The organism is Duganella alba (genome assembly GCF_009674495.1).
Taxonomy (GTDB): domain Bacteria; phylum Pseudomonadota; class Gammaproteobacteria; order Burkholderiales; family Burkholderiaceae_D; genus Rugamonas; species Rugamonas alba.
On the sequence record NZ_WKJN01000025.1, the window covers coordinates 16,295 to 40,526 of the forward strand.

29 protein-coding genes and 1 pseudogene are annotated in these 24,232 nt (G+C 63.7%); 18 read left to right on the plus strand and 12 right to left on the minus strand.

Annotation, left to right across the window (positions count from 1 at the left end; translation table 11 throughout):
• Positions 1–2 precede the first annotated feature (2 nt).
• The 7 genes from GJ695_RS21450 to GJ695_RS29840 all read left to right on the plus strand — a co-directional run bounded on the left by GJ695_RS21450 (position 3) and on the right by GJ695_RS29840 (position 5,208).
• Positions 3–1,235 carry a DUF1444 domain-containing protein gene (locus GJ695_RS21450; protein WP_154368332.1) on the plus strand — a complete coding sequence of 411 codons (1,233 nt, stop codon included), beginning with the start codon at positions 3–5 and terminating at the stop codon, positions 1,233–1,235.
• 81 nt (positions 1,236–1,316) lie between these two features.
• A complete protein-coding gene (locus tag GJ695_RS21455; protein WP_154368334.1) occupies positions 1,317–1,937 on the plus strand; it encodes a DOPA 4,5-dioxygenase family protein in 621 nt (206 codons plus the stop codon).
• A gap of 83 nt (positions 1,938–2,020) precedes the next feature.
• Positions 2,021–2,368, plus strand: a complete 348-nt coding sequence (locus GJ695_RS21460) for a phasin family protein (RefSeq protein WP_154358366.1) — start codon at positions 2,021–2,023, stop codon at positions 2,366–2,368.
• Between the two features lie 105 nt (positions 2,369–2,473).
• Entirely contained in the window at positions 2,474–3,139 is a 666-nt protein-coding gene (locus GJ695_RS21465; protein WP_154358367.1) for a TetR/AcrR family transcriptional regulator, read from the plus strand.
• A gap of 17 nt (positions 3,140–3,156) precedes the next feature.
• Positions 3,157–3,957: a tetratricopeptide repeat protein gene (locus GJ695_RS21470; protein ID WP_154368336.1), complete on the plus strand. Its 801-nt coding sequence runs from the start codon at positions 3,157–3,159 to the stop codon at positions 3,955–3,957.
• Positions 3,938–4,483 carry an LOG family protein gene (locus tag GJ695_RS21475; protein ID WP_371866586.1) on the plus strand — a complete coding sequence of 182 codons (546 nt, stop codon included), beginning with the start codon at positions 3,938–3,940 and terminating at the stop codon, positions 4,481–4,483. The genes GJ695_RS21470 and GJ695_RS21475 overlap by 20 nt, the downstream gene beginning before the upstream one ends.
• Before the next feature lie 71 nt (positions 4,484–4,554).
• A complete protein-coding gene (locus GJ695_RS29840; RefSeq protein ID WP_229260460.1) occupies positions 4,555–5,208 on the plus strand; it encodes a PEP-CTERM sorting domain-containing protein in 654 nt (217 codons plus the stop codon).
• 1 nt (position 5,209) lies between these two features.
• On the opposite strand, the gene GJ695_RS21485 is transcribed toward GJ695_RS29840, so the two are convergent.
• Positions 5,210–5,719, minus strand: coding sequence for a M48 family metallopeptidase (locus GJ695_RS21485; RefSeq protein WP_154368337.1), 510 nt, complete (start codon positions 5,717–5,719; stop codon positions 5,210–5,212).
• Positions 5,720–5,771: 52 nt separating this feature from the next.
• Positions 5,772–6,392 (minus strand): glutathione S-transferase family protein, encoded by a 621-nt coding sequence (locus GJ695_RS21490; protein ID WP_154368339.1) that lies wholly within the window; start codon positions 6,390–6,392, stop codon positions 5,772–5,774.
• 147 nt (positions 6,393–6,539) lie between these two features.
• On the opposite strand from GJ695_RS21490, the gene GJ695_RS21495 reads away from it, so the two are divergent.
• Positions 6,540–7,430 (plus strand): LysR family transcriptional regulator, encoded by an 891-nt coding sequence (locus GJ695_RS21495; protein ID WP_154368341.1) that lies wholly within the window; start codon positions 6,540–6,542, stop codon positions 7,428–7,430.
• A 4-nt stretch (positions 7,431–7,434) separates the two neighbouring features.
• Here GJ695_RS21495 and GJ695_RS29845 read toward each other — a convergent pair whose 3' ends face one another.
• Both GJ695_RS29845 and GJ695_RS29850 read right to left on the minus strand, forming a co-directional pair.
• The gene (locus GJ695_RS29845) at positions 7,435–7,884 is read right to left on the minus strand and encodes a carboxymuconolactone decarboxylase family protein (protein WP_208023400.1); all 450 of its coding nucleotides are present in this window, start codon (positions 7,882–7,884) and stop codon (positions 7,435–7,437) included.
• A gap of 75 nt (positions 7,885–7,959) precedes the next feature.
• Positions 7,960–8,613: pseudogene (locus tag GJ695_RS29850) on the minus strand (peroxiredoxin-like family protein); the annotation flags it as partial.
• Between the two features lie 176 nt (positions 8,614–8,789).
• On the opposite strand from GJ695_RS29850, the gene modA reads away from it, so the two are divergent.
• From modA to GJ695_RS21520, 4 genes are read left to right on the plus strand one after another with little or no spacing between them, the layout of a single operon-like run.
• Complete coding sequence (gene modA, locus GJ695_RS21505; protein ID WP_154368345.1) at positions 8,790–9,533, plus strand: molybdate ABC transporter substrate-binding protein; 744 nt, start codon at positions 8,790–8,792, stop codon at positions 9,531–9,533.
• A gap of 1 nt (position 9,534) precedes the next feature.
• Positions 9,535–10,215 carry a molybdate ABC transporter permease subunit gene (gene modB, locus GJ695_RS21510; RefSeq protein WP_166455155.1) on the plus strand — a complete coding sequence of 227 codons (681 nt, stop codon included), beginning with the start codon at positions 9,535–9,537 and terminating at the stop codon, positions 10,213–10,215.
• Positions 10,212–10,901, plus strand: a complete 690-nt coding sequence (locus GJ695_RS21515; RefSeq protein ID WP_154368347.1) for an ATP-binding cassette domain-containing protein — start codon at positions 10,212–10,214, stop codon at positions 10,899–10,901. The genes modB and GJ695_RS21515 overlap by 4 nt, the downstream gene beginning before the upstream one ends.
• Before the next feature lie 2 nt (positions 10,902–10,903).
• Positions 10,904–11,695, plus strand: a complete 792-nt coding sequence (locus GJ695_RS21520) for a TOBE domain-containing protein (RefSeq protein ID WP_154368479.1) — start codon at positions 10,904–10,906, stop codon at positions 11,693–11,695.
• On the opposite strand, the gene GJ695_RS21525 is transcribed toward GJ695_RS21520, so the two are convergent.
• A complete protein-coding gene (locus GJ695_RS21525) occupies positions 11,692–12,519 on the minus strand; it encodes an oxidoreductase (RefSeq protein WP_154368349.1) in 828 nt (275 codons plus the stop codon). The two genes, GJ695_RS21520 and GJ695_RS21525, sit on opposite strands and share 4 nt — an antisense overlap.
• A 133-nt stretch (positions 12,520–12,652) precedes the next feature.
• On the opposite strand from GJ695_RS21525, the gene GJ695_RS21530 reads away from it, so the two are divergent.
• Entirely contained in the window at positions 12,653–13,573 is a 921-nt protein-coding gene (locus GJ695_RS21530) for an AraC family transcriptional regulator (protein WP_154368351.1), read from the plus strand.
• Here the strand turns inward: GJ695_RS21530 and GJ695_RS21535 are convergent.
• A complete protein-coding gene (locus GJ695_RS21535; RefSeq protein WP_154368354.1) occupies positions 13,570–14,367 on the minus strand; it encodes a helix-turn-helix domain-containing protein in 798 nt (265 codons plus the stop codon). The two genes, GJ695_RS21530 and GJ695_RS21535, sit on opposite strands and share 4 nt — an antisense overlap.
• Positions 14,368–14,464: 97 nt before the next feature.
• On the opposite strand from GJ695_RS21535, the gene GJ695_RS21540 reads away from it, so the two are divergent.
• On the plus strand, positions 14,465–15,142 hold the full coding sequence (locus GJ695_RS21540; protein WP_154368356.1) for an inositol monophosphatase family protein: 678 nt from the start codon (positions 14,465–14,467) through the stop codon (positions 15,140–15,142).
• A 7-nt stretch (positions 15,143–15,149) separates the two neighbouring features.
• Here GJ695_RS21540 and GJ695_RS21545 read toward each other — a convergent pair whose 3' ends face one another.
• The 3 genes from GJ695_RS21545 to GJ695_RS21555 form a co-directional block, all read right to left on the minus strand.
• Positions 15,150–15,473 (minus strand): KGG domain-containing protein, encoded by a 324-nt coding sequence (locus tag GJ695_RS21545; RefSeq protein ID WP_154368357.1) that lies wholly within the window; start codon positions 15,471–15,473, stop codon positions 15,150–15,152.
• An 85-nt stretch (positions 15,474–15,558) separates the two neighbouring features.
• A complete protein-coding gene (gene phaP / locus GJ695_RS21550) occupies positions 15,559–16,002 on the minus strand; it encodes a TIGR01841 family phasin (protein ID WP_154368366.1) in 444 nt (147 codons plus the stop codon).
• Positions 16,003–16,067: 65 nt separating this feature from the next.
• The gene (locus tag GJ695_RS21555) at positions 16,068–17,087 is read right to left on the minus strand and encodes an NADP-dependent oxidoreductase (protein ID WP_154368368.1); all 1,020 of its coding nucleotides are present in this window, start codon (positions 17,085–17,087) and stop codon (positions 16,068–16,070) included.
• Positions 17,088–17,209: 122 nt separating this feature from the next.
• Between GJ695_RS21555 and purU the strand changes: the two genes are divergently transcribed.
• A complete protein-coding gene (gene purU, locus GJ695_RS21560) occupies positions 17,210–18,079 on the plus strand; it encodes a formyltetrahydrofolate deformylase (RefSeq protein WP_154368370.1) in 870 nt (289 codons plus the stop codon).
• A gap of 18 nt (positions 18,080–18,097) precedes the next feature.
• Positions 18,098–18,640: a YaeQ family protein gene (locus tag GJ695_RS21565; RefSeq protein WP_154368372.1), complete on the plus strand. Its 543-nt coding sequence runs from the start codon at positions 18,098–18,100 to the stop codon at positions 18,638–18,640.
• On the opposite strand, the gene GJ695_RS21570 is transcribed toward GJ695_RS21565, so the two are convergent.
• Positions 18,637–19,905: a Xaa-Pro dipeptidase gene (locus GJ695_RS21570; RefSeq protein ID WP_154368374.1), complete on the minus strand. Its 1,269-nt coding sequence runs from the start codon at positions 19,903–19,905 to the stop codon at positions 18,637–18,639. The genes GJ695_RS21565 and GJ695_RS21570 overlap by 4 nt on opposite strands.
• A 99-nt stretch (positions 19,906–20,004) precedes the next feature.
• Between GJ695_RS21570 and GJ695_RS21575 the strand changes: the two genes are divergently transcribed.
• Positions 20,005–21,009 carry an Rpn family recombination-promoting nuclease/putative transposase gene (locus GJ695_RS21575; protein WP_154368376.1) on the plus strand — a complete coding sequence of 335 codons (1,005 nt, stop codon included), beginning with the start codon at positions 20,005–20,007 and terminating at the stop codon, positions 21,007–21,009.
• Here GJ695_RS21575 and GJ695_RS21580 read toward each other — a convergent pair.
• The gene (locus tag GJ695_RS21580; RefSeq protein ID WP_154368378.1) at positions 20,992–22,437 is read right to left on the minus strand and encodes an NAD-dependent succinate-semialdehyde dehydrogenase; all 1,446 of its coding nucleotides are present in this window, start codon (positions 22,435–22,437) and stop codon (positions 20,992–20,994) included. The two genes, GJ695_RS21575 and GJ695_RS21580, sit on opposite strands and share 18 nt — an antisense overlap.
• Positions 22,438–22,565: 128 nt before the next feature.
• Here GJ695_RS21580 and GJ695_RS21585 point away from each other — a divergent pair, with 128 nt between their 5' ends.
• Complete coding sequence (locus GJ695_RS21585; protein WP_154368380.1) at positions 22,566–23,372, plus strand: alpha/beta fold hydrolase; 807 nt, start codon at positions 22,566–22,568, stop codon at positions 23,370–23,372.
• 2 nt (positions 23,373–23,374) lie between these two features.
• On the opposite strand, the gene GJ695_RS21590 is transcribed toward GJ695_RS21585, so the two are convergent.
• Complete coding sequence (locus GJ695_RS21590) at positions 23,375–24,145, minus strand: head GIN domain-containing protein (RefSeq protein ID WP_229260459.1); 771 nt, start codon at positions 24,143–24,145, stop codon at positions 23,375–23,377.
• Positions 24,146–24,232 lie beyond the last annotated feature (87 nt).

Below are 24,232 nucleotides of genomic sequence, written 5' to 3' on the forward strand. Positions count from 1 at the left end.
CATTGGGATTTTTAGATTTCTTCCGCTCCACGCCAAGCATTGAGCAATTCGCGCAACTGACCATCCAGGCTTTCGCCGATGCCGGCAATCCTTCTCAACTGCGCTACGACGCCGGGGAATCGCGCTTGCTGGGCACCGGCGACGGCGCGCAGGTGGTCAACCTGGAAAATGGCTACCGCGCCTATTGCGCCGCGCCGCGCAAGGAGCGGCCGCAGGCGCTGGCGCATTTTGTCCAGAGCATGCTGGCGCCGCCGCTGCCGGCCAGCTTTGCCGCCGCGCGCGCCAGCCTGCGCCCCTTGATACGCGGACGCGGCACGCTGGAATATCTGCGGCTGCTGCCGGAGGTGCTGTCCGACAGCGCCGCCAGGCCGCAACTGCTCGACGCCCACGCGCCGTTCAGCAGCGACAGCGTGATCATGCTGGCCTGCGACAGCGAGCGCTCGATCCAGACGCTGACCGGCGGCACGCTGGTGGAATGGGGCGTGTCGTTCGACGAGGCGCTGGCGGCGGCGATCGACAATCTGCGCGACATCACGGTGTCCAACTTCGAGCAGGTCGCGCCGGGCATCTACCTTGGCGCCTGGAACGATTCCTACGAAAGTTCGCGCCTGCTGTTTGCCGATCTGTTCTACCGCATGGAACTGGGCGGCGAGCCGGTGGTGATGGCGCCGTCGCGGCACAAGCTGCTGGTGGCATCGGCCAACAACAAGGAAGCGCTGATCGGCATGCTGGCGCTGGCGCGCAACTATGCGGAGCAGGAGGGGCAGCAGGTGTCGTCGCTGATGTACCGCTTCGAGCACGGCAAGCCGGTCGAATTCATTCCCGACGACGCCAACGTGGCGCAGCTGGCGGCCGAGCTGAAAAAGCTGTTCCTGCTGGAAGACTACCAGGCGCAGAAAAACATGCTGGACAAGCTGAACGACAAGGCCAGTCTCGACCTGTTTGTCGCCACCTACAAGCTGATGCAGTCGCCGGACACCGGCCGTATCGAAAGCTATGGCGTCTGGACCGACAAGGTCGACACGCTGATGCCGGAGGTCGACAAGGTGGCGCTGGTGCGCTACCACGAGGAAAGCGGCGAGCCGGACGTGCGCCTGGTGGCGTGGGAGGAACTGCGCTCCCACATCAAGGAATTGCAGCACAGCGTGCAGGGCTATCCGGCGCGCTACCGGCTGCCCAGCTTTCCCAGTCGCGAGCTGCTGGACTCGCTGGCCTGCATTGAGCAGGACACCTGAGAAAAACGCATAAGGAACTGCGAAACCATTCGTTCATCTCTGCCGGATTTGCCTTTACGCTCAGTCGTAAAGGAGAACTGCATGAGCAATGAAGATCAGGAGTGGGCGGACCTGCTGTCGCCGACGCGTCGCGGGCTGCTGCGCGGCGGCGGCTTGCTGGCGGCGTTTGCCGCGTCAGGTATCGCTGCGGCACAGACTGCGGGCAAGAGTCCATGGGGCTACGAAACCTATAAAGAGGCCACCACCCAGCCGCGCAGCGTGCGTCCCGGCGAACAAACCTTGCCGACCAGGCCGCGCGCCTACACCGACATCAAGAGCTACCACGCCCACATTTATTTTGACGAGGACACCTTTCAGAAAGCCGCGTTGCTGCACAAGTGGGTGGCCGAGCGTTTCGAGGTTGAGCTGGGCAACTGGAACCTGGAGCCGCGCGGGCCGCATGTGACGCCGTCGTTCTACTTTGGCTTCAGCAACGAGCAGTTGCAGGTCATCGTGCCATGGCTGCAATTGAACAGCCTGGGCCTGACCATCCTGATCCATCCGAACACCGACGATCCGCGCGCTGATCACTTGTATTACACGCTGTGGGTCAACCGTTCGCAACCCGTCAATGCTTACGCCATGAAAAAGCCGGGACCGGGCGAGCCGGCGGTGGAGCAGATCTATCCCAACACCAGGCCCAGCGTCCAACTCGAAACTTAATCTGGTGCCGTGCCATTAGTAACCATTCTCTAGACATGCCGGCATAGAATAAAATACCGGCAAACAGAACTCATGGGATGGAAATGGCTAAGAAGTTGAAGAAGAACGACGACCAGCTGGCGGATGCCGTGCGCATGTCGTCGCAGGAGATCTGGCAGGCTGGCCTGGCGGCGTTCGCCAAGGCGCAGGAGGAGGAGGGCAAGTTCTTCTCGATGCAGCTGTTCGAGGAGCGCGTGCTGCGCGCGCTGAGCTCGATCGGCGTGCCCACGCGCCAGGAAATCGATGCGCTGCACCAGCGTATCGACGAGCTGACCAAACAGGTGGCGGCGTTGTCCGGCAAGCCCGCTGTGAAGAAGGCGGCCAAGGAAGAGAAACCGGCCGCGAAAAAAACGCCCGCTAAAAAGCCTGCTGCCAAGAAAGCGACACGCTAACTGGCGGCATCAGGCCGCTATGTGCGGCTAAAAGCGTGCGCGGGTGTTCCTCTGTTGTGTGCATCGGTGTTATGCTTGCACGAGAATAAACAGAGGTTCCTTGCTATGTTACAAAAAGCCCCACGCCGTACCCGCGAACGCATCCTTGAGCTGTCCTTGCGCTTGTTTAACGAGTTCGGCGAGCCCAATATCACCACCACCGTGATCGCCGAAGAGATGAATATCTCGCCGGGGAATTTGTACTACCATTTTCGTAACAAGGACGACATCGTCAACTCGATCTTCGTCCAGTTTGAAGCCGAGATCGAGCGCATCCTGACCGTGCCCAACGGCCGCCGCTCAAACATCGAAGACGTATGGCTGTACCTGCACCTGATGTTCGAACTGATCTGGCGCTACCGCTTCTTCTACCGCGACCTGAACGACCTGCTGTCGCGCAACCGCAAGCTGGAACTGCACTTCAAGCAGATCCTGGCGCACAAGATCAAGGTCGCCAAGCAGCTGTGCGAAGACCTGCGCACCGAGAAATCGCTGGAAGCCTCCGACAACGCCATCGACGCCATGGCCACCAATATGGTGGTGGTGGCGACGTATTGGTTATCCTATGAATACGTGCGCAATCCGCGCAAGTACAGCGAGCAGCAGTCGATGGCCGATGCGCTGGCGCGCGGCTGCTACCAGGTGCTGTCGCAGATCGGCCCGTACCTGCGCAATGAAACGGCGCTGCTGTTCCAGAAACTGTCCGAAGAATATCTGAAGAAGCTCAAGTGAACTGAAGGAGGCATTTGATGGCGTGGACCGCTTTTCCGTACCCCGATCCGGCGTTTCGCTATACGCCGGAAAGCCTGCAGGCGGCGTGGCCGCAGCTGCATGGCGGCGATCGCGAAGCGTTCCCGACCCATCCGGTGCTGGTGCAGGCCTGGATCGCCTTCCACGCCGGCGAGTTCGAGCGCGCCGCGCGGCTGGGACTGGACGTGGGCGTGAACGGCTACGCGGTCGCCCACAAGGCCATCTGCATGTACACCAACTATCTGGAGCCGAGCGAGAAGAAACGGCTGGCCACCTTTGAATGCGTGGCCGAGCGCTGCGAGCGCCAGCAGCGCGAGCAGCCCGACCAGCCGGCCGGCTACTACTGGCATGCATATGCGCTGGGCCAGTATTCGCAGGGCATCTCGGTGGTGAAGGCGCTGGCGCAGGGACTGGGCGCAAAGATCAAGCACAGCCTCGACAAGACCGTGCAGCTGGCGCCGCAGCGCGCCGACGCGCACGTGGCGCTGGGCGTGTACCACGCCGAAATCATCGACAAGGCCGGCGCCGTGCTGGCCGGCCTGACCTACGGCGTCAAGAAGGATGAGAGCTACCGCCAGTTTGAAACGGCGCTGGCGCTCAATCCCGATTCGTCGATCGCCCGCATCCAGTACGCGCGCGCGCTGATGATGCTGGACGGGAAAAAGAAACTGGCGCAGGCCAGGGATTTATACGAGCAGGCCGCCTGCTGCAACGTGCGCGACGCCACCGAGCGGCTGGACCAGGACGCTGCGCAAAAAGAATTGGAAGAGGAAAAGTTAAGTGGCGCAGTTATTAAATAAAGCGATCTGTGTGTACTGTGGCGCCAATGCCGGCGCATCCCCCCGTTTTGCAGAAGAAGCCCGCGCGCTGGCCGCAGCACTGGTCGAGCGCAATCTGTCGCTGGTGTACGGCGGCGGCAACGTCGGCCTGATGGGCATCATCGCCGACGAAGTGCTGCGCCTCGGCGGCGAGGTCACCGGCGTGATCCCGACCGCGCTGGTGGAGCGCGAAGTGGGGCACACCGGCCTGACACGCCAGTTCATCGTCAAGGACATGCATGAGCGCAAGGCCATGATGGCGCAGCTGGCCGACGGCTTCATCGCCATGCCGGGCGGCCTGGGCACGCTGGAGGAATTGTTCGAGGTGCTGACCTGGGCCCAGCTCGGCATCCATTCGAAACCGATCGGCCTGCTGAACGTGGACGGCTACTACGACAGCCTGGTGGCGTTCGTCCGCCACGCCACCGAGCAGGGGCTGGTGCGGCCGCAACACGCCCAGCTGATGATGGTGGAAAACGAACCACAGGCATTGCTGAACCGTTTCTGATTTTGCTGTCAATTCGACATTTGTTGTGATTTAATTGCAAGACACTAACCAGAACGTTTGGGAGACATGTCTTGAAAACCACAACAATGTTGCAAGCATCCCTCGTCGCAGCCTCGCTCTGTGCTGCCACCGCCCACGCGGCGGTGATCGACTTCGACGCCACCTCGGTCGCACAACTGAGCCACACCAACCTGCCGTCCCCGTTGAATGTGGTGAATGTTTACCACGGCACCAGTTATGTGGAGGACGGCTTCGAGTTGAGCAGTTCGCTTGTCGGAACGCCATTTCACTCGCTGTTCGTGCCGGACGATCATAACGTCCTCTACCGGCCGGCCGCCGATTCCTACGCCATGGCTGCCACGGCGCTCGCCACGGTCACGCTGACCAGCGTGGACCATAGCGCGTTCAATGTCACCTCGATTGACCTGGCCAAGCTGTTGAAGGGGCCGCTGGCGTTGGACGGCTCGGTTACTTTCTACGGCACCAAGGCCGGCACATCGACCCCTGTGGTGCAGAAGTTCGACTACACGGGCAGCTGGACTACCTTCCTGTTCAACGCCAACTTTACCGGCCTGTCGTCGCTGAGCTGGACCCAGGGGGCGCTGTCGAGGTACGAGTTCGACAACATCAACGTCACGGCCGCCGTGCCGGAGGCGCAAACCTGGGCCATGCTGCTGGCCGGTCTCGGTATGCTGGGCTGGATGGCGCGCCGCAAGCGGGCCTGAACTAGCTCCACAACTTCCGGCCTTCGGTATCCAGCTGCGTCAGGTATAGCCGAAGGTCGAATTCATACTGGTGGTAGTTCGGTTCCATGTAGGTGCACAGCTTGTAGAACGCCTTGTCGTGCTGCTTTTCCTTGATGTGCGCCAGCTCGTGCACGGCGATCATGCGCAGGAATTCCAGCGGCACCTCCTTGAACATGGTGGCCACGCGAATCTCGTGCTTGGCCTTGAGCTTGCCGCCCTGCACGCGCGAGATCGCCGTGTGCAGCCCCAGCGCATGATTGATCACGTGGATCTTGCTGTCGTACTCGACCTTGTTGATCGGCTCGGCGTTGCGCAGGAATTCCGATTTCAAATCCTGTACATACTGGTACAGCGCACGGTCGGTGCGCAGCTCGTGCGGCTTGCTGTAGCGCTTGAGCAGCACCTCGCCCAGCTGGTTCTTGGCGATCAGCTGCGCGACTTGCTGTTGTGTTTGTTCGGAATAAGCGCTGAGGTACTTCAGGTGCGACATGACGGCTGCTAAAAAATGGCGAACCGGGAATGTACCACAGCGGCGTCCTGGCTCAGGATTTCAGCCGCTCGGCGCGGGCAATGGCGCGCTGCACCGCGGGCCGCGCGGCAATCTGCTCGTACCAGCGCGCGACATGCGGCGTGGCGCTGAAATCGACATTGGCAAATTCCCGGCGCCACAGCCAGCCGAAGTGGGCGATATCGGCGATTGAATAGCTGTCGCCCGATACATAGGCTTGCGTGGCCAGCAGGCGGTCCAGCAGCACAAGCGTGCGCCGGGCCTCGCCGTGAAAGCGCGCAATCGCCCCCGGCATGACCTCCGGCGCGGACTTCTGGAAATAGCCGGACTGGCCGAATGCCGGACCAAGACCGGAGGCGTGGAAGAACAGCTGCTCGAACACGCGCGCACGGGCCACACCTTCTCGCGGCAACAACAAGCCGTGCCGCTCCGCCAGATACACCAGAATCGCGGCCGATTCGGTCAACACCAGCGTGTCGCCGGGCGAAATCAGCACCGGCACCTTGGCGTTCGGGTTGAGCAAGGCGAAGGCTTCGGTCTTCTGTTCGCCCTGGTGCACATTGACCGCGTGCAGCTGGTAGTCCAGCCAGAGTTCCTCCAGGGCGATGATGGCTTTGATGCTGTTGGGCGTAGCGAATGCGTAAAGCTGGTACATGGTGGTTCCTCTGTGAGTGTCGATACCGTCACTGTGCCGCCGCCGGAGCAATGCCGGAAGACCGGCCTGCGCCATATCTCTCATTCCTCCGGAGAATAGGGTGACAGTCATCCCATGCCCCGTTAAGATGAGGCCAGGAGGAATGCCTTGGACCGATTAACCCTGATGGAAATTTTTGTGTGCGTGGTGGAGGCCGGTTCGTTCTCCGCCGCCGCACGCCGCCTGAATACCGGGCAGCCGGCCGTTTCGAAGGCCGTGGCGCAATTGGAGACAAAGCTGGGCACGCGGCTGCTGTCGCGCACCACGCGCGGCCTGACGCCGACCGATGCCGGTCATCGCTACTATGAAGGCGCGCGCAAAACGATCAGCCAGGCCGACGAAACCGAACTCGACACACGCGGCGCCGGCGCCAGCCTGCGTGGCCGTTTGCGCGTCTGCGCCGGCCTGACCTTCGGCCGGCTGCACGTGGTGCCCAAGCTGGGCGCATGGCTGCAAGCGCATCCCGAGCTGGAGCTGGACATGGTGCTGGATGATCGTCACATCGATTTGCTGGAACACGGCATCGACGTGGCGCTGCGCATGGGCGCGCTGAACGATTCGTCGATGACGGCGCGCCGCATTGCGCAAGGGCGGCGGCTGGTGGTGGGCACGCCGGCCTATTTCGCGCAACACGGCGTGCCGCAAGCGCCGGCGGATTTGTCGGGCCACGCCGCCGTGCCGTATGTGCAGGACGCCGGCGGCAGCGGCGCCTGGGTGTTCGAGCGCGAAGGGGAGCGCCAGCAGGTCACGCTGCAAGGGCGGCTGCGAGTCTCGGCGGCGGAGGGCTTGCGCGCGGCCGTGTTGTCCGATCAGGGACTGGCGGTGGCGTCGGAATGGATGTTCGCGCCTGAACTCGCCAGCGGCGCGGTCCAGGCGGTGTTGAGCGACTGGACCTTGCCGGCGATGGATGTGTGGGCAGTCTATCCATCGGGCCGGCTGGCGAGCGCCAAGGCGCGCGCGTTTGTCGATTTCGTGCAGGCGTCGCTGACGCCTGCCTGACCCATTACAGCGCTGGCGCCGGCGGAAAATCGACCGGCACCTGCGTCAGCGCGTGCAGGTAGTTGGTGATGATCTTGTCGCCGATGACCATCACCGTATCGACCAGCTGTCCCTTGCTGTAGCCGGCCGCCAGGAAGGCCGCCAGCAGCGCAGGTTCGGCGTGGCCACGGTTCAGCGTCGCGCTCTTGACCAGTTTGGCCAGCGCATCCAGCTTGCCGTCAAACGCGGCGCCGCCTTTGCGGATCTCGATGATCTGCTCCGGCGTGAAGCCGACCATGCCGCCCAGCGCGGTGTGCGCGGCCAGGCAGTATGCGCATTCATTGACCTGGCTGACCACCAGGTTGATGACCTCGCGTTCCTTGGCGTTCAGCGAGCTTTTGCCGTTTTGCAGCGTCAGGTAATTGCCCAGCGCGGTCTCGGAGTAGGCCAGCGTGGCGTACAGGTTGGGCACCATGCCCAGGCCTTTTTTCAACTGCTCGAAGATCGCCTGGTTGGCCGCCGATACGTCGGCGGCCTTCGGCACGGCGAAGCGGGTCAGCGATGGCAGCAGCAGCTCGGTTTCCGGACGATTGGTGTAGTCGGGATCGACTTCGGCGTAGAGGATGGTGCCGTCGGTGTCGATGACGAAGCGGCCGGGCAGTGGCAAGGTCCAGCTGTCGTCGCCGTTGAAGCCCGGCAGGTCGTTCTTCAGCGATTTGTACAGTTCGATCAGGTAATCCGGCATCTGGTAGCGGATGCCGAAGGCGGCGGCCACCTCGTTGCCGGCGTCGTTCAGCACCGGGAACGACAGATCGTTCTGGCGCATCGATTTGCGGCTGTTGGACGCGGTCTGCGGCGAGATGGCCACCAGGTTGGCGCCCAGCGCCTTCATCTGCGGCAGTTCGGCTTGCAGCGCCTGCAGGTCCAGGTTGCAGTACGGGCACCATACGCCACGGTAGAAGCTGACCACCAGCGGGCCTTGCTTCAGCAGTTCGGCCGAGCTGACCGGGTTGCCGTCGGCGTCGCTCAGCGTGAAGGCGGGAGCGCGGTCACCGACCTTGAGCGCGCCGTCCGCGAGTCCCGAGGCGCGCAGTTCGGCGGTGGCGCGGTGCATGGTTTCGATCACCGAGTACGGTACGTTGTACGGTGGTTTGCCTGCTTCGAAGTCGGCTTTGAAGGCGTCCAGTTTGGCTTTGAGCGTCATGATGTTCTCCTGAGTGAGTAAGTGAGAACTCAGTATGGGATGGGCCGGCCATTCCTGTAAGACACGTGAAAACCATATGACTTATTCTTTTTGGGAATGCCTTGCTCATGGCAGTACCCGGATTTCTCCAGCGCTATATAATTGTGTTTATTGCGGTTTTGATCAGAGGAGAGAATATGTTAAAAGCAGGTGTAGCGATCATTCTGGCGGCCTTTGGCGCCACAGCTTCGGCCACGGACATCACGGTGTCGGCCGCGGCCAGCCTGACCAACGCGTTCAAGGAAATTGGCGCGGCGTACGAGAAGGAGCACGCGGGCGACAAGGTGCAGTTCAACTTCGCCGCTTCCGATCCGCTGGTACAGCAGATCAGCAAGGGCGCGCCGGTGGACGTGTTTGCCTCCGCCGACCAGGATGCGATGGACAAGGCCGACAACCTCAAGCTGCTGGCCCCTGGCACCCGCAAGAACTTCGCCAGCAACAGTCTGGTGCTGATCGCACCGCAAGGCGGCAAGGTCCCGGTCAAGGCCCTGGCGGATGTCACGCAGCCGGCGGTTGCGCGCATCACCATCGGCAATCCGGCCAGCGTGCCGGTTGGCCGCTACACCAAGGCCGCGCTGGAAAACGCCAAGCTGTGGACCGCTGTCGAACCGAAGCTGATCCTGGGCACCTCGGTGCGCCAGTGCCTGGACTACGTGGCGCGTGGTGAAGTGGACGCCGGTTTCGTCTATGCCACCGATGCGGCCATCGTCAAAGACAAGGTCACGGTGGTAGCCACGGTGCCGACCGAAACGCCGGTCAGCTATCCCATCGCGGTGATCGCCGCCGGTCCGCAAGCAGCGGCTGGCCGCAAGTTTGCCGATTACGTGCAATCCTCGACCGGCCAGGCCATTCTCGCCAAGTACGGTTTCGGCCGTCCATAACGTGGAGTCGTTCGATCCTGCGTGGGTGGCGCTGCGGTTGTCGTTGAAGGTCGCCTGCTGGGCCACGCTGATCGATCTGGTGTTTGGTGTGGCGCTCGGCTACCTGCTGGCGCGCAAGCGCTTTCCGGGCCGGGAACTGCTGGACGCGGTGTTGACCTTGCCGATGGTGATGCCGCCGACGGTGCTGGGCTACTACATGCTGGTCATCATCGGCCGCAATGGCGTGATCGGCGCGTGGTTGCAGCAGCACTTCGGCATCAACCTGATTTTCACCTGGCAGGCGGCGGTGATCGCGGCTGCCGTGGTGGCGTTTCCGCTGGTGCTGAAGGGCGCGCGCGCCGCGTTTGAAAGCATCGACACGCAGTTCGAACAGGCGGCGCGGGTGCTGGGCGTGTCGCCGTTTGGCGTGTTCCTGCGCGTCACCCTGCCGCTGGCCTGGCGCGGCGTGCTGGGCGGCACCTTGCTGGCCTTTGCCCGCTCAATGGGCGAGTTCGGCGCGACGCTGATGGTGGCCGGCAGCATTCCCGGCAAGACGCAGACGCTGTCGATCGCCGTGTACGAAGCCGTGCAGGCCGGCCAGGACGATCAGGCCAACCTGCTGGTGATTATTACTTCCCTGGTGTGCGTGATCGTGCTGGTCACCGCCAACAAACTGACGCCTAACCGCAATCCGCAAGCATGAGCACGCAATTCAAAGTCGACATCCACAAAACCCTGCGCTCCGGCGACCGGGTGTTCCAACTGCAGGCGCGCTTCGAATCGTCCAGCCAGCGGGTGGTGGTGTACGGCTCGTCCGGCGCCGGCAAGAGCCAGATGATGAAGGCGGTGGCGGGCCTGATGACGCCGGACAGCGGCCGCATCGAGCTGGCCGGCCGCTGTCTGTTCGACAGCAGCGCCGGCGTCAACCTGCCGGCGCAAGAGCGCAAGGTGGCCTATCTGTTCCAGGACTACGCGCTGTTCCCGCACCTGAACGTGCGGCAGAACATCGGCTTCGGCCTGCAGCGCGGCTGGCGCAATCCGCTGGCGCGCGTGGACGGCGAGGCGATCCGCTACTGGATGGAGGCGTTCGAACTGGACCACGTGGCGCACCAGTATCCGCACCAGCTGTCCGGCGGCCAGCGGCAGCGGGTGGCGCTGGCGCGCGCGCTGGCGCCGCAGCCGCAAGCGCTGCTGCTGGACGAGCCGTTTGCCGCGCTCGATCCCGGCCTGCGCGAACGCATGCGCGCCGAACTGGGCGACTTGCAGCGCCGGCTGGCAATCCCCATGCTGATGATTACCCACGATCCGGAAGATGTGCGCGCCTTCGGCGACCACGTGCTGCGCATGGAAAATGGTAGCATCTTCCGTGTGGAGGAGAATGCGGCATGAGCATGGAATTACAAGGCAATGTGTGGTTGACCATCGATGGCCAGAAGCTGGGCGGGCAGGACCGCGTGGCGCTGCTGGCGGCGGTGGCGGCCGAAGGATCGATCACGTCGGCGGCCAAAGCGGTCGGCATGAGCTACAAGGGCGCCTGGGACGCGATCGAGGCGATGAACAACCTGGCCGGCGAACCGCTGGTCGAACGCGTGGCGGGCGGCAAGGGCGGCGGCGGCACCCGGCTGACGGGGCGCGGCGCGCAGCTGGTGGAGAATTTCCGCAAGGTCGATGCGGCGCACCGCGAGTTTGTCGCGCATCTGAGCGCACAATCGCATACACTGGCGGACGATTTTTTACTTATTCAAAGGATGAAAATGAAAACCAGTGCACGTAATCAGTTCAGCGGCAAGGTCGTGGCCTTGAAACGTGGCGCCGTCAATGACGAAGTCGTGTTGGAAATCGTCGGCGGCCAGCAGATCGTTGCCACCATCACCCGCGACAGCAGCGACAGCCTGGGCCTGGATGTGGGCGTCGAGGCGTTTGCGCTGATCAAGGCGTCGTCGGTCATCGTGGCGACCGACCTGGGCGACGTCAAGCTGTCGGCGCGCAACCGCCTGACCGGCAAGGTCAGCCGCGTGCTGCCGGGCGCCGTGAATACCGAAGTCAGCATCGAACTGCCGGGCGGCGGCACCATCGCCGCCATCGTCACGCGCGACAGCGGCGAATCGCTGGCGCTCGAGGACGGCGTCGAAGCGAGCGCCATCTTCAAGGCTTCCAGCGTCATCTTCGGCACGCCGGCTTAAACGTCGGTCGAGCGGGTCAGCGCTTCCCAGGTGCTGATCTCGCTGTCCATCTGCGCCAGCTTGCCGCGCACCAGGCCCAGTGCATCGCTGCCGAGCAGCAGGTGCGCCGGCGGCTCGGCCGCTTCCGTCAGCGCCAGCATGGCTTGCGCGGCCTTGGCCGGATCGCCCGGCTGATGGCCGCTGCGTTCGGCACGCGCGCTGCGGATCGGGTCGAACAACTGGTCGTAATCGGCGATGCTGCGCTCCGACCGCACCATCGAGCGGCCCGCCCAGTCGGTGCGGAACGAACCCGGCGCCACCGCCGTCACGTGCACGCCGAACTGCCGCACCTCCTTGCCTACTACTTCCGAGATGCCTTCCAGCGCGAACTTGCTGCCTGCATAGTAGGCAATGCCCGGCATGGTGATGAAGCCGCCCATCGACGTGATGTTGATGATGTGGCCGCGACGGCGGCTGCGGAAGGAGGGCAGGAAAGCCTTCATCATCGCCACCGCGCCAAACACGTTGACGTCGAACTGCCGGCGCATTGCCTCCAGCGGCGATTCTTCCATGATGCCTTCGTGGCCGTAGCCGGCGTTGTTGACCAGCACGTCCACCGGTCCGACTTCAGCCTGTGCCCGTGCCACCACGCCATCGATGGCGTCAAACTCGGTGACGTCCAGCAGGTAAGCATGCGAGCGGCCGGGCCGCAGCGCCGCAAATGCGTCGCGCGCCTGGGCGTTGCGCACCGTGCCGATGACCGTGTGGCCGGCGTCCAGGGCCGCCTGGGCCAGCGCCTGGCCGAAACCGCTGCTGACGCCGGTAATGAAAAAGAGCTTGCTCATGGTGTGTGTCCTTTCAGTGAGAGCAGCCATGGTAGTGACGCCGGCGCCACGCGCCTATGTCGGAAGCTCTGCATCATTTGCCTGATTCTCTGAGCGCGATGGCGACGCCGGCATTCCGGCTTACAATCGGCACATGAAAAATCGCATGGTTACATTGATGGAGCGGCTGGCGCCGGTGGAGGGCTACAACCTCAGCGTGCTGCCGGACGTGCGCTTCCTGCGCTCCAACCGCCCGCTGAACCGCACGCCGGTGCTCTACGAGCCGGGCATCGTGATTGTTTGCCAAGGCCGCAAGCGCGGCTTTCTCGGCGAGCAGGAATTCGTCTACGACGCCCAGCATTGCCTGGCGGTCGCGGTGCCGGTGCCGTTTTCGATGGAGACCGAGGCCAGCGCCGAGCAGCCCCTGCTGGCAATGTATCTGCGCCTGGATTTCCAGCTGACCGCCGACCTGCTGCTGGAACTGGAAGAACAGGGCCACGCGGTGACGGCCGAACCGAAAGGGCTGTCGTCGACGCCGATGGATGCGCGGCTGGCGGCATCGGTGGAACGCCTCCTCGAAGCGCTGGCCGATCCGCTGGATGCAGCGCTGCTCGGCCCGGCGCTGGTGCGCGAAATCTACTACCGCGTGTTGACCAGCGTGCAGGGCGCCAGCATGCGCGCGGCCCTGATGCAGCAGGGCCGATTTGCCACGATCGCCCGCGCGCTGCGCAAGATTCATGCGTCGTTCGGCGAGGAGCTGGACGTTGGCCAGCTGGCCAGCGAGGCCCATATGAGCGTGGCGACGTTCCACCACCACTTCAAGGCCGTCACCAGCACCTCGCCGATGCAGTACCTGAAGTCGACCCGGCTACACCAGGCACGGCTGCTGATGCTGCGCAACGGCATGTCGGTGGCGGCGGCCAGCGCGCGCGTCGGCTACGAAAGTTCGTCGCAGTTCAGCCGGGAATTCAAGCGCCTGTTCGGCCGTAGTCCGGTGGAGGAGGTCGAGCACATGCGCAAGACCTTTGCCACGCCGGACCCGCAGCCGTCACCGTGGTATGTGGCGGCGCACTAGCCGCCCTGGAATTGCGCGAAGCGCGCCGGTGTGGTGCCGAGAATGCGGCGGAACAGCGCGATAAAGCTGCTGACGCTGTCGTAGCCCAGGCTGAGCGCCACCGTGGTGACGGAAGCGCCGCCGTTCAGCAGCGCCATGCCTTTCTGCAGGCGCGCCACCTGCCGCCATTCCACCACCGACATGCCGGTCTCATTGCGGAAGTGCCGCGTCAGGCTGCGGCGCGACCAGCCCAGCTGATCGGCCCAGGCATCGAGATCGGTTTCGTCGGCCGGGTCTTCGGCGATGGCGGCGGCCATCGCCAGCAGGCGCGGGTGATGCGGCATGGTCAGGTGCAGCGGATCGGGTTCGGCCGTGCGGATTTCGTCCAGGAACACGTTCATCACGCGGAAACCGGCCGCATCGGGCGGCATGCCGTCGGGCCATCGGCACATGCGTTCCATCAGCGACACCGCCAGCGGCGACATGCGCAGCGCCAGCGACTGCTCGGGAAAGCCGACGCACAGCGATGGCGCGATATGAATCGTGTGGCCGGCCAGGCCGGGTTTGAGCGTGCTGCCGTGGACGCTGGCGGCGTGCGGCATGTAGGGCGGAATCCAGCCCAGTCGTCCGGGCGGCAGCACCTGGCGGTTGCCGCCGGCCTCGACCAGAATCACGCCCTGCGCCGGGATGTACATCTGGCCTTCCGGATGGTGATGGGCGAGCTTGCCCTTGCCGACGCCGCCGTCGGTATGTTGTGCCGCCACGTAGATCGGCATCTCGTCAGTCAGCCGCTTGTCGCCGTAGTAGTTGCTCATGTCGTGGCCCGATTGCGTTATCAGTTGTCCGTTTGCAGTTAGCGGACTTTGAATTCTACAGGCAATCTACAGCTTTCATCCACTGCAAGGAAAAAGCATGACTGCAATCGATACGGAAGGCGTATTGGAGCTGGTGCGCGAGGTAGGCGCCGGCCTGTGCGCGACCTTCTGGCGCAGCACGCCGGCCGTGAGCATGGATGACGTCCGAGCTGCCGAGGCGGCGTTGCGGCGTCAGCTGGCCGAAGACTATCCCGCCATCGCCTGGGCCGACGGCCTGCTCAGCGAGGCGGACGCCCGCAGCGGCGAGTACTGGATTTGCGATGCGGTCGATGGCGTCGAGCAGTTCCTGCGCGCCATTCCCAACTGGTGCATGTCGCTGACCTTGATGCGCGAAGGTGTACCGGTGTTGGCCGTCATCTACGACGCCATGCATGACGAGATGTTTCATGCGCTGTGGCGCCATGGCGCCTGGTACAACGGTTCGCCGGTGCGCGTTGGCGCGCGGCAGGATACGCCGCTGGTGGCGACCCGGAGCCTCGGTCCGGCCGCGCTGCAACTGGCATATGTGGCGTGCGGCCGGCTGGATGGCTTCTGGCAGCATGGAAACGACGGCTGCCGCTGCATCGGCGGCGCCTTGCTGGTTCGCGAAGCCGGCGGCATGGCGACGCAGGCGGACGGCCAGCCTTACCATCTGACCGCACGCGGCATCGCTGTTGCGGCGCCGGTCCTGCATGCGTCCGTGCTGCGGCGCTTGCAGGACCGGCTGGCGGCGTAGGGCGCTGCTACTTGTTGCCGCCCTTGGCCGCTTGCTCGGAACCGTTGTTGCGGTTCTTCTCGGCGTTGGCGCGGGCGGCGGACTGGCGGCTTTCACCGCCCTTGCGGCCGATGGCGGCCATGTGCTCGCGGTCGCGGCTGACCGCTTCGCCGCCTTTCTGGCCGGCGCGGCGTGCTTCCTCCGAATCGAATTCGTGCGCCGTGCCTTTCTGGTGCGCCGCTTGCCCGCCCTTGCTGGCGATGGCGCGCTGGGTTGCTTCGTCCATTGCGGCAAAGCCGCGCTTGGCAGTGCCCTTGGGCTTGCCCTGATCGTTGCTGGTGTTGTTGGCCATAGGTCCCTCCGTCGAATGGTAAAAAAACAGCAGGCTGGCCCCGCTGTTCTGCATGTTAGATAGGCAAGATTGACGAAAGTTCCAGTTAATGCCGCTGTTGGCCTCCGGTCTGAAAGCGCGCCAGCTGCTCGGCGGCGCGCGCGCTTTGGGCGGTGGCTTCCTGCACCAGTTGCTCGGTCAAGGAAGTGGCGGAGCGCTGCACGCCGGGCATATGGCTGGCGGCCACCTCGGTGATGCCGGCATGGCTGCGACTCAATACTTCGGCAAGGCGGTGCTGGTAGGTGGCGAGGGATTTTCTGCCCGGTGTGAACAGGGCGGCGAAGGCGGAACCAAGCTGGCCGGCGTCCTGGCTGGACATGATGCGCTGGCCGTTGGCGCCGGCTTCGGCAATCAGGTCACGGCCCAGTTGCATGTTCAGCTGGCTGACGCTTTGAGTGGTTTCGATCATGCGCTGCATGACATCGACGTAAAAGCCGATCAGGGTTTCGAAATGCGATGCGATCGCGGAAGAGGGGAGTTGTGGGAACATAATGAGTCCTCGGCGTGTTGGCGATACAGGGATAGACGCCGAGGCAGACAGAAGGTTCCGCGTTTTTACGGCGTCGCCACCTGTAACACCAGTTTGCCGAAGTTCTTCCCTTCAAACAGCATGTTCAGCGCCTGCGGGAAGTTTTCCAGACCCTGCACCACGTCTTCCTTGCTCTTGATCTTGCCGTCCTTCATCCAGCCGGCCAATGCGGCCACGCCGATCTGGTAGCGGTCGGCGTAATCGAACACCACGATGCCTTCCATGCGCGCACGGTTGACCAGCAGCGCCAGGTAGTTCGACGGCCCCTTCACCGGCGTGGTGTTGTTGTACTGCGAGATGGCGCCGCAGATGACGATGCGCGCCTTCATGTTGATACGGGTGAGGACGGTGTCGAGGATCTCGCCGCCGACGTTGTCGAAGTAGACGTCCACGCCTTGCGGGCAGTGCTGCTTGAGGCCGTCCTTGACCGAGTCGTTCTTGTAGTCGATGCAGGCGTCGAAGCCCAGTTCATTGACCACGAAGTCGCATTTTTCCTTGCCGCCGGCAATGCCGACCACGCGGCAGCCCAATTGCTTGGCGACCTGGCCGACCGTCTGGCCGACCGCGCCGGCCGCGCCGGACACCACCACCGTATCGCCGGCCTTCGGCTGGCCCGATTCGATCAGGCCGAAGTAGGCCGTCATGCCCGGCATGCCCAGCGTGTTCAGGTAGGTGGTCAGCGGCGCCAGTTTCGGATCGACCTTATGGAAGGCGGCCTGCTTGTCGTCGCCGGCGCCGGTCCAGTAGCGCTGCACGCCGGTGCCGCCCTGCACGTAGTCGCCCGCCTTGTATTTCGGCGATTTCGACTCCACCACCACGCCGACGCCGCCGGCGCGCATCACCTCGCCAATGGCGACCGGGCGGATGTAGGATTTGCCTTCGTTCATCCAGCCGCGCATGGCCGGATCGAGCGACAGGTACAGCACCTTGATGCGGACTTCACCATCGGCCAGTTCGCGCAGCGGTTCGTCGACCTGTTGCCAGTCGCTGTCCTTGACCATGCCGACCGGACGCGCGGCCAGGCGGAATTGCAGATTTGTCTCCATTGGATATCCTCCTTGTGTGGGTGTGGATGACTATAGCTCAAATTGCACGCTCGTGCTATTTTTGTCGCGACAGACAAGGCGTGCGACAATAGCTGTCTTTTGTCCAACCTCTTACGGTAGTCATGAGCAATCCCGAATACATTTTGACACTCTCTTGCCTGGATCAGCGCGGAATCGTTCATCGCGTGTCGGGTTTCCTGGCTGACCACGGCTGCAACATCATCGACTCGGCCCAGTTCGGCGATAGCGAGTCGAAATTGTTCTTCATGCGCGTGCATTTCGCGCGCGAAGACAGCACCATCAACGATGACCTGCTGCGCGCCGATTTCGGCCTGCTGGCGGCCGACATGCAGCTGGACTGGGAGCTGCGCGACGCCCACTACAAGCCGCGCGTGATGCTGATGGTGTCGAAGATCGGCCATTGCCTGAACGACCTGCTGTTCCGCTACAAGAGCGGGCTGCTGCCGGTGGAAATTCCGGCCATCGTGTCCAACCACATGGACTTCTACCAGCTGGCGGCCAGCTACAATATTCCGTTCCACCACCTGCCGCTGGCCACCGGCGCGCCGCAGGAAGCCAAGCTGGCGCAGGAAGCCAGGATCATCGAGCTGATGGACACGCACAAGATCGACCTGGTGGTGCTGGCGCGCTACATGCAGATCCTGTCGCCGGGCCTGTGCACGGCGCTGAAGGGCAAGGCGATCAATATCCACCACTCGTTCCTGCCGAGCTTCAAGGGCGCCAAGCCGTATGCGCAGGCGCACCACCGCGGCGTCAAGCTGATCGGCGCGACCGCGCACTTCGTCACCGGCGACCTGGACGAAGGTCCGATCATCGAGCAGGACGTCGAACGCGTCGATCACTCGATGGATGCCGACACCTTGTCGGCCATCGGCCGCGATGTCGAATGCGTGGTGCTGGCGCGTGCAGTGAAATGGTTTGTCGAACACCGCATTTTGCAAAACGGCGATAAAACCGTCGTCTTTAAGTAATCCGTCACAGAGAATCGAATGGCACTCAAGGCAACAATCTATAAAGCAGAACTGTCGATTGCGGACATGGACCGCAATTACTACGAAACGCACCAGCTGACGCTGGCGCGCCACCCATCGGAAACCGACGAGCGCATGATGGTGCGCCTGGTCGCCTTCGCCATCCACGCCAACGAGGCGCTGACCTTCACCAAGGGCCTGTTCGATGTTGAAGAGCCGGACCTGTGGCAGAAGGATCTGACCGGCGCGATCGAGCTGTCGATCGAAGTCGGCCAGCCGGATGAGAAGGTGATCCTGAAGGCCTGCGGCCGTTCCGAGCACGTCTACGTCTACAGCTATGCGGCGACCAGCCACATCTGGTGGAAAGCGCTGGCCAACAAGGTCGAGCGCTGCAAGAACCTGACCGTGGTCGACCTCGACGCCGCCGCCACCGAGCAGCTGGGCAAGATGGCGCAACGCACGATGCAGTTCCAATGCACCATCCAGGACGGCCAGATCTGGCTGACCGACGGCACCGAGACCGTCGAAATCACCCGCGAAGTACTGAAGGCCGAGCGTTAATTCGCCTTCACGACGGCGCCGCCTTTCATGACCCACTGGACTTGCTCCAGTGCGCGCACATCCTTCAGCGGTTCGCCGTCGACGGCAATCAGGTCGGCGAATTTGCCGGCCTCGATGCTGCCAACCTTGTCACTCCATCCCAACAGATCGCTGGCGTTGACCGTCGCGGTGCGGATCGCCTGCGCCGGCGTCATGCCCAGCTTGACCAGCACGGCGAATTCGCGCGCGTTCAGGCCATGCGGGTAGACGGCGGCGTCGGTGCCGAAGGCGATCGGCACGCCGGCCTTGATCGCCTTGCCGATGTTGATGCGCGCCTGCGGCAGCACCACCTTGGCTTTTTCCAGCAGCGCCTTCGGCAGCTTGATCGCTTCGGCGTTTTCAATTAGCCAGTCGCCCAGGTACAGCGTGGGCACCAGGTAGGTCTTGTGCTCCTTCATCAGCTTGATGCCTTCGTCGTCGATGTAGGAGCCATGTTCGATCGAGTCAATGCCGGCCAGCACCGACAGCTTGATGCCGTCGCCGCCGTGCGCGTGGGCGGCGGTCTTGCGGCCGAGGCGATGGGCGTCGCCGATGATGGCCTTTAATTCCTCCAGCGTGTATTGCGAGGTGCGCGGATCGTCGCCGAACGACAGCACGCCGCCGGTGGCGCAGATCTTGATGACGTCGGCGCCGTACTTGATGTTGCGGCGCGTGACCTTCAGCGCCTCGGCGACGCCGTCGGCCACGCCGAGCGAGGTGGCCTTGTATTCGGGCGCGTGCATGGTGTCGTCGCAGTGGCCGCCGGTGATGCCCAGCGCGGGGCCGGAAGCCAGGATGCGCGGGCCGGGGACGTCGCCGTCGTTGATGGCGTCGCGCAGGCCGATGTCGGTGTAGCCGTCGGCGCCGACGTCGCGGATGGTGGTGAAGCCGGCGCGCAGCGTGGTCAGCGCGTTTTTGGCGCCGGCCAGGGTGATGCGCGGGATCGATTTGGCGATGATGCTGTAGCCGGCGTCTTCCGGATTGCCGGTGATGTGGGTGTGGGCGTCGATCAGGCCGGGCAGCAGGGTCTTGTTGCCGAGGTCGATGACTTGCGCGCCGGACGGGATGGCCAGCTTGCTGCCGGCGGCGGTGATGCGCTCGCCGCTGATGAGGACGACGGCGTTGTCGACCAGCGTGCCGCTGCGCACGTCGACCATGTGGGCGGCCTTGATGGCGATGGTGGTGTCGGCGGCGATGGCGGAGGAGCAGGCGAGGAGCAGTGCGATGGATGAGGCGATGGCGTTCAAGTATTTCTCCCTTGTTCGTTGATGACTTGTTGAGGAGAGCTAAACCGGGCTCGCCGCCTAGCGTACTCGGCAACGAAGGCGAAAGCTAGAATATTTTTCATGAGCCCCCGTAGCGACAAGCTGTACAAGCAGCTGTTCTCCCATCCGGAAATCGTGCGCGATCTGGTGACGGGATTTTTGTCGGCCGATTGGGCACAGGGCTTGGCGGTGGGCGCGTTCGAGCGCGTCAACGCCAGCTATGCCAGCGATGGCGGCAAGGCGCGGCACGAGGATGTGGTGTGGCGGGCGTGCATCGGCGGCGAGTGGGTGTATGTCTACATTCTGCTGGAGTTCCAGGCGCGGCCGGACAAGTGGATGGCGTTGCGGATGCAGGTGTATGTCGGCTTGCTGTATCAGGATCTGGTGGCGCAGCACAAGCTGAGCAAGCATGGCAAGCTGCCACCGGTGCTGCCGATCGTGCTATACCATGGACATCAGCCTTGGCACGCGGCCACGGAGTTGGCGCAGCTGATGCTGACGCCGCCATCCGGTCTTGAGCGCTTCCAGGCGAATCAGCAATACATACTGCTCGACCGGCATCATGACAGCCAGCGCGGCGATATCATCAGCCTTCTATTCCGCTTGCTGCATGCCCAAACCGGTAGCGAAATGCGTGCCGCTGTCGATTTGCTTGCGGAGCGTGTGCGACAGGACGATATGGCGTCGGCGCGCGAAAGCCTCAAACGCTGGATTCAGCTCACCTTGCAAGACGCGTCCGGCCTGACTAGCATGGATCTGGAGGAGGAATTTGCCATGAAAACAGCCAGAAAATTCACGACCGATGAAATGTTCAGTCCAGAAATCTTCGAGCGCCCAATCAGGGAAGCGGCTCACAAAGCTTCGGAGGAGGGACGCCAACAGGGACTGCAAGAAGGCGAGCTTCTCGCGATGCGGATGCTACTTGGTGACTTACTCGCCGGGAAAAAGATGCCTGCCGACCTGTCGCAAAAAATTTCCGAGGCAAACGCCGGCGAGTTGCGTGCGGCGATCAAGGCCTTGGCTGGCGGCGCCAGCCCCCGGCAGTTGTTTGCCGAGGGCCGAGGAGGCTTAGACAGCCATCAGTGATACCGACTTGGTGTTCAGGTAGGCTTCCAGCGCCTCCGGACCACCTTCCGAACCGTAGCCCGAATCCTTCACGCCGCCAAATGGCATCTCGGCGCTCGGCGTGGCTGGCTGGTTGATCCACAGCATGCCGACTTCCACATTGTGCATCAGCTGGTGCGCGTTCTTGATCGAACGGGTGAACGCATAACCGGCCAGGCCAAACGGCAGACGGTTGGACTCGGCAATCGCCTCATCCAGCGTATCAAAACCACGAATCGCCGCCAGCGGACCAAACGGCTCGTCATTGAAGACGCTGGCATTCAGCGGCACGTCGGCCAGAATGGTCGGCGCGAAGAAGTTGCCTTCGCTGCCCACACGCTGACCGCCGGTCGCCACATTGGCGCCCTTGGCGCGCGCATCTTCGACGAACTGGGTCATCGCGGCAACGCGGCGCGGATTGGCCAGCGGGCCCAGGGTCGTGCCTTCCACCAGACCATTGCCTAGTTGCAGACGCTCGGCGCTTGCCACCATGGCGCGGGTAAATTCTTCCTTGATGCTGTTGTGCACCAGGAAGCGGGTCGGTGCGATGCACACCTGGCCGGCGTTGCGGAACTTGGCGCCGCCGGCAGCTTCCACGGCCAGCGCCACGTCGGCATCTTCCGCCACGATCACCGGCGCATGGCCGCCCAGTTCCATGGTCACGCGCTTCATGTGCGCGCCGGCCAGCGCGGCCAGCTGCTTGCCGACCGGGGTCGAACCGGTGAAGGTCACCTTGCGGATCACCGGATGCGGAATCAGGTAGTTCGAAATTTCAGCCGGATCGCCAAACACCAGGCCCACCGTACCAGCCGGCACGCCGGCATCGATAAAGCACTGGAACAACGCGGCCGGCGAGGCCGGCGTCTCTTCCGGCGCCTTGCACAGGAAGGAGCAGCCGGTGGTCAGCGCCGCAGCCAGCTTGCGCACCACCTGGTTGATCGGGAAGTTCCACGGCGTGAACGCGGCCACCGGACCAACCGGCTCCTTCAGCACCAGCTGCTGCGCAGCCGGATTACGCGACGGCACGATGCGGCCGTACACGCGCATGCCTTCAGCGGCGAACCACTCGATGATGTCGGCGCCGGCCAGCGCTTCGGCGCGGGCCTGGGCCAGCGGCTTGCCTTGTTCCTGGGTCAGCAGGCGGGCGATCTCGTCGGCGCGCTCGCGCAGCAGGGCGGCGGCGCGGCGCAGCGTGGCGGTGCGCTCGAAGGCCGGCACCTTGCGCCAGGCCTCGAAACCTTTTTGCGCCGCGGCCAGCGCGCGATCCAGATCGGCGATGCTGGCCTTGGCCACGGTGCCGATTTCCTTGCCGGTGGCGGGATTTACGACCGGAATGGTCTGGCCGCCGGTGGCGTCGGTCCACTCATTGCCGATCAGGAGGCGGACGTTAGGGTAGGTAGTCGTGGTCATGAAAAATCTCCTGTGATGTATGTAGAGGGCGCCTGTAACGATGCCCGAACACCCTCTACTGTGCCAGAAATTCGCCGACTTCGTATTCCAGCGCCTATTTTCGCGCCCGCAATGTTATATTTAATGCTATGAATAAACTTACACACAATTTTCTTGCCGCCGCCTTGCTCATGGCTGGCGCCGGCGCTTTTGCCGAACCGCCGGCCGGCCAGGCTGCCCTGGCTGGCGCCCAGGTCCGGGTCGATGTCGGCGGCCGCAAGCTGAATATGTATTGCACCGGCAAAGGATCGCCGACGGTGCTGTTCGAGGCGGATGCCGGCCATGCCGGCTGGGACTGGTCGGCGGTGCTGCCGGACGTGGCGCAGCGCACCCGCGCCTGCGTTTACGACCGTGCCGGCTTCGGCGCCAGCGATCCGATCATCCGCGCCTCGACGGTGGCCAACGCCAGCAAGGATCTGAATTTCCTGATCAGGAACGCGCATCTGGAAGGGCCGTTCGTGCTGGTCGGCGCCGGCTATGGCGCGATGGTGGCGCAGCATTTCGCGCTGCGCTCGCGTGGCGCCCCGGTCGCCGGCCTGGTCTTGGTGGAGCCGATGCGGGAGGACGCCTTGCCGGCCGACCGCACCGCGCGGCTGGATGCCGTGCTGGCGTGCCTGGGCGCGGCGGAGCAGGGCAGGACGGGGGATGGCTGCTCGTATCCCGCCACCAGCATCAACGGCGAAATCGGCCCGGCGCTGGCGGCGGCGCAAGTTGCCCAGGTGCGCAAGCCGACCTATTGGCGCGCCCGTGCTTCCGAACTGGACAGCCTTGAAGTCAGCGCCGGTCAGTTGCGTACCGCCCGCAAACCGTTCGGCGACATGCCGGTGGTGGAAGTGCGGCAGGGCGAGCCGGCCGCGATCACAGCCGCCGTGCTGCAAGTGCTCGACAAGCGTTAAGCTTACATCGGCGCGCCGCCCAGGCGCTTGATGCTGCCGGAACCCATGATGCTTTTGCTGATCTGCGGATCGCCGTAGTAGTTGATGTCGCCGGAGCCGGCCACGCTCAGGTTCAGCGATTTCTTGGCCCACACGGTGGCCTGGCCGGAACCGCCGATGCTGACCACCGCATCGCGCGCCTGCAACTGGCCGACCTGGACCCGGCCGGAACCGCCGATCGACACCTGCAGCCGCTCGGTGTTGCCGCCGGCTTTCAGGTTGCCGCTGCCGCCCAGCGCGATCGCCACCGATTCGCTGTCGAGCTGGCCGACCGTGAACGAACCGGAGCCGCCGACGTCGATGGTGACGTTCTCGCCGCGCAGCTTGTCCGCCGTGACATTGCCGGAGCCGCCGATCGACATCCGGTCCAGGGTGCGCGCCATGACGATGATTTTCATGTTGCGCGTTTCGAAGGAGACATTCCGTTTGGCGGAACGGATGCGCAGCGTGCCGTTGTCCACCACGGTTTCAATCAGTGGCTGGATGTTGTCGTCGGCCTCGACGATCACGCCTTCGGTGGCGCCCTGGCGGATTTCAACGTCGGCGCTGACGCCGATCGCCAGCGCGGTAAAGTGGCCGACTTCGCGGTTCTGCTTGACGACCTTGCCGCTGCCCTGCACGCGTTCGCCGCCCAGCCAGCTCAAAGGCCCGGCCTGCGCCGGCAGGAGTGGGGCGGTGGCGGCCAGCAGGCCGGCGGACAGCAGCAGGGTAGGCAGGATGCGGTTGGCGTTCATGGTGTTCTCCTCGAATTCGGTTGTCTTGAGGTTACATCCTACGGGCTTGTCCGGGCGCGCGTAACCCTGCTGCGACAGATTGCAGCC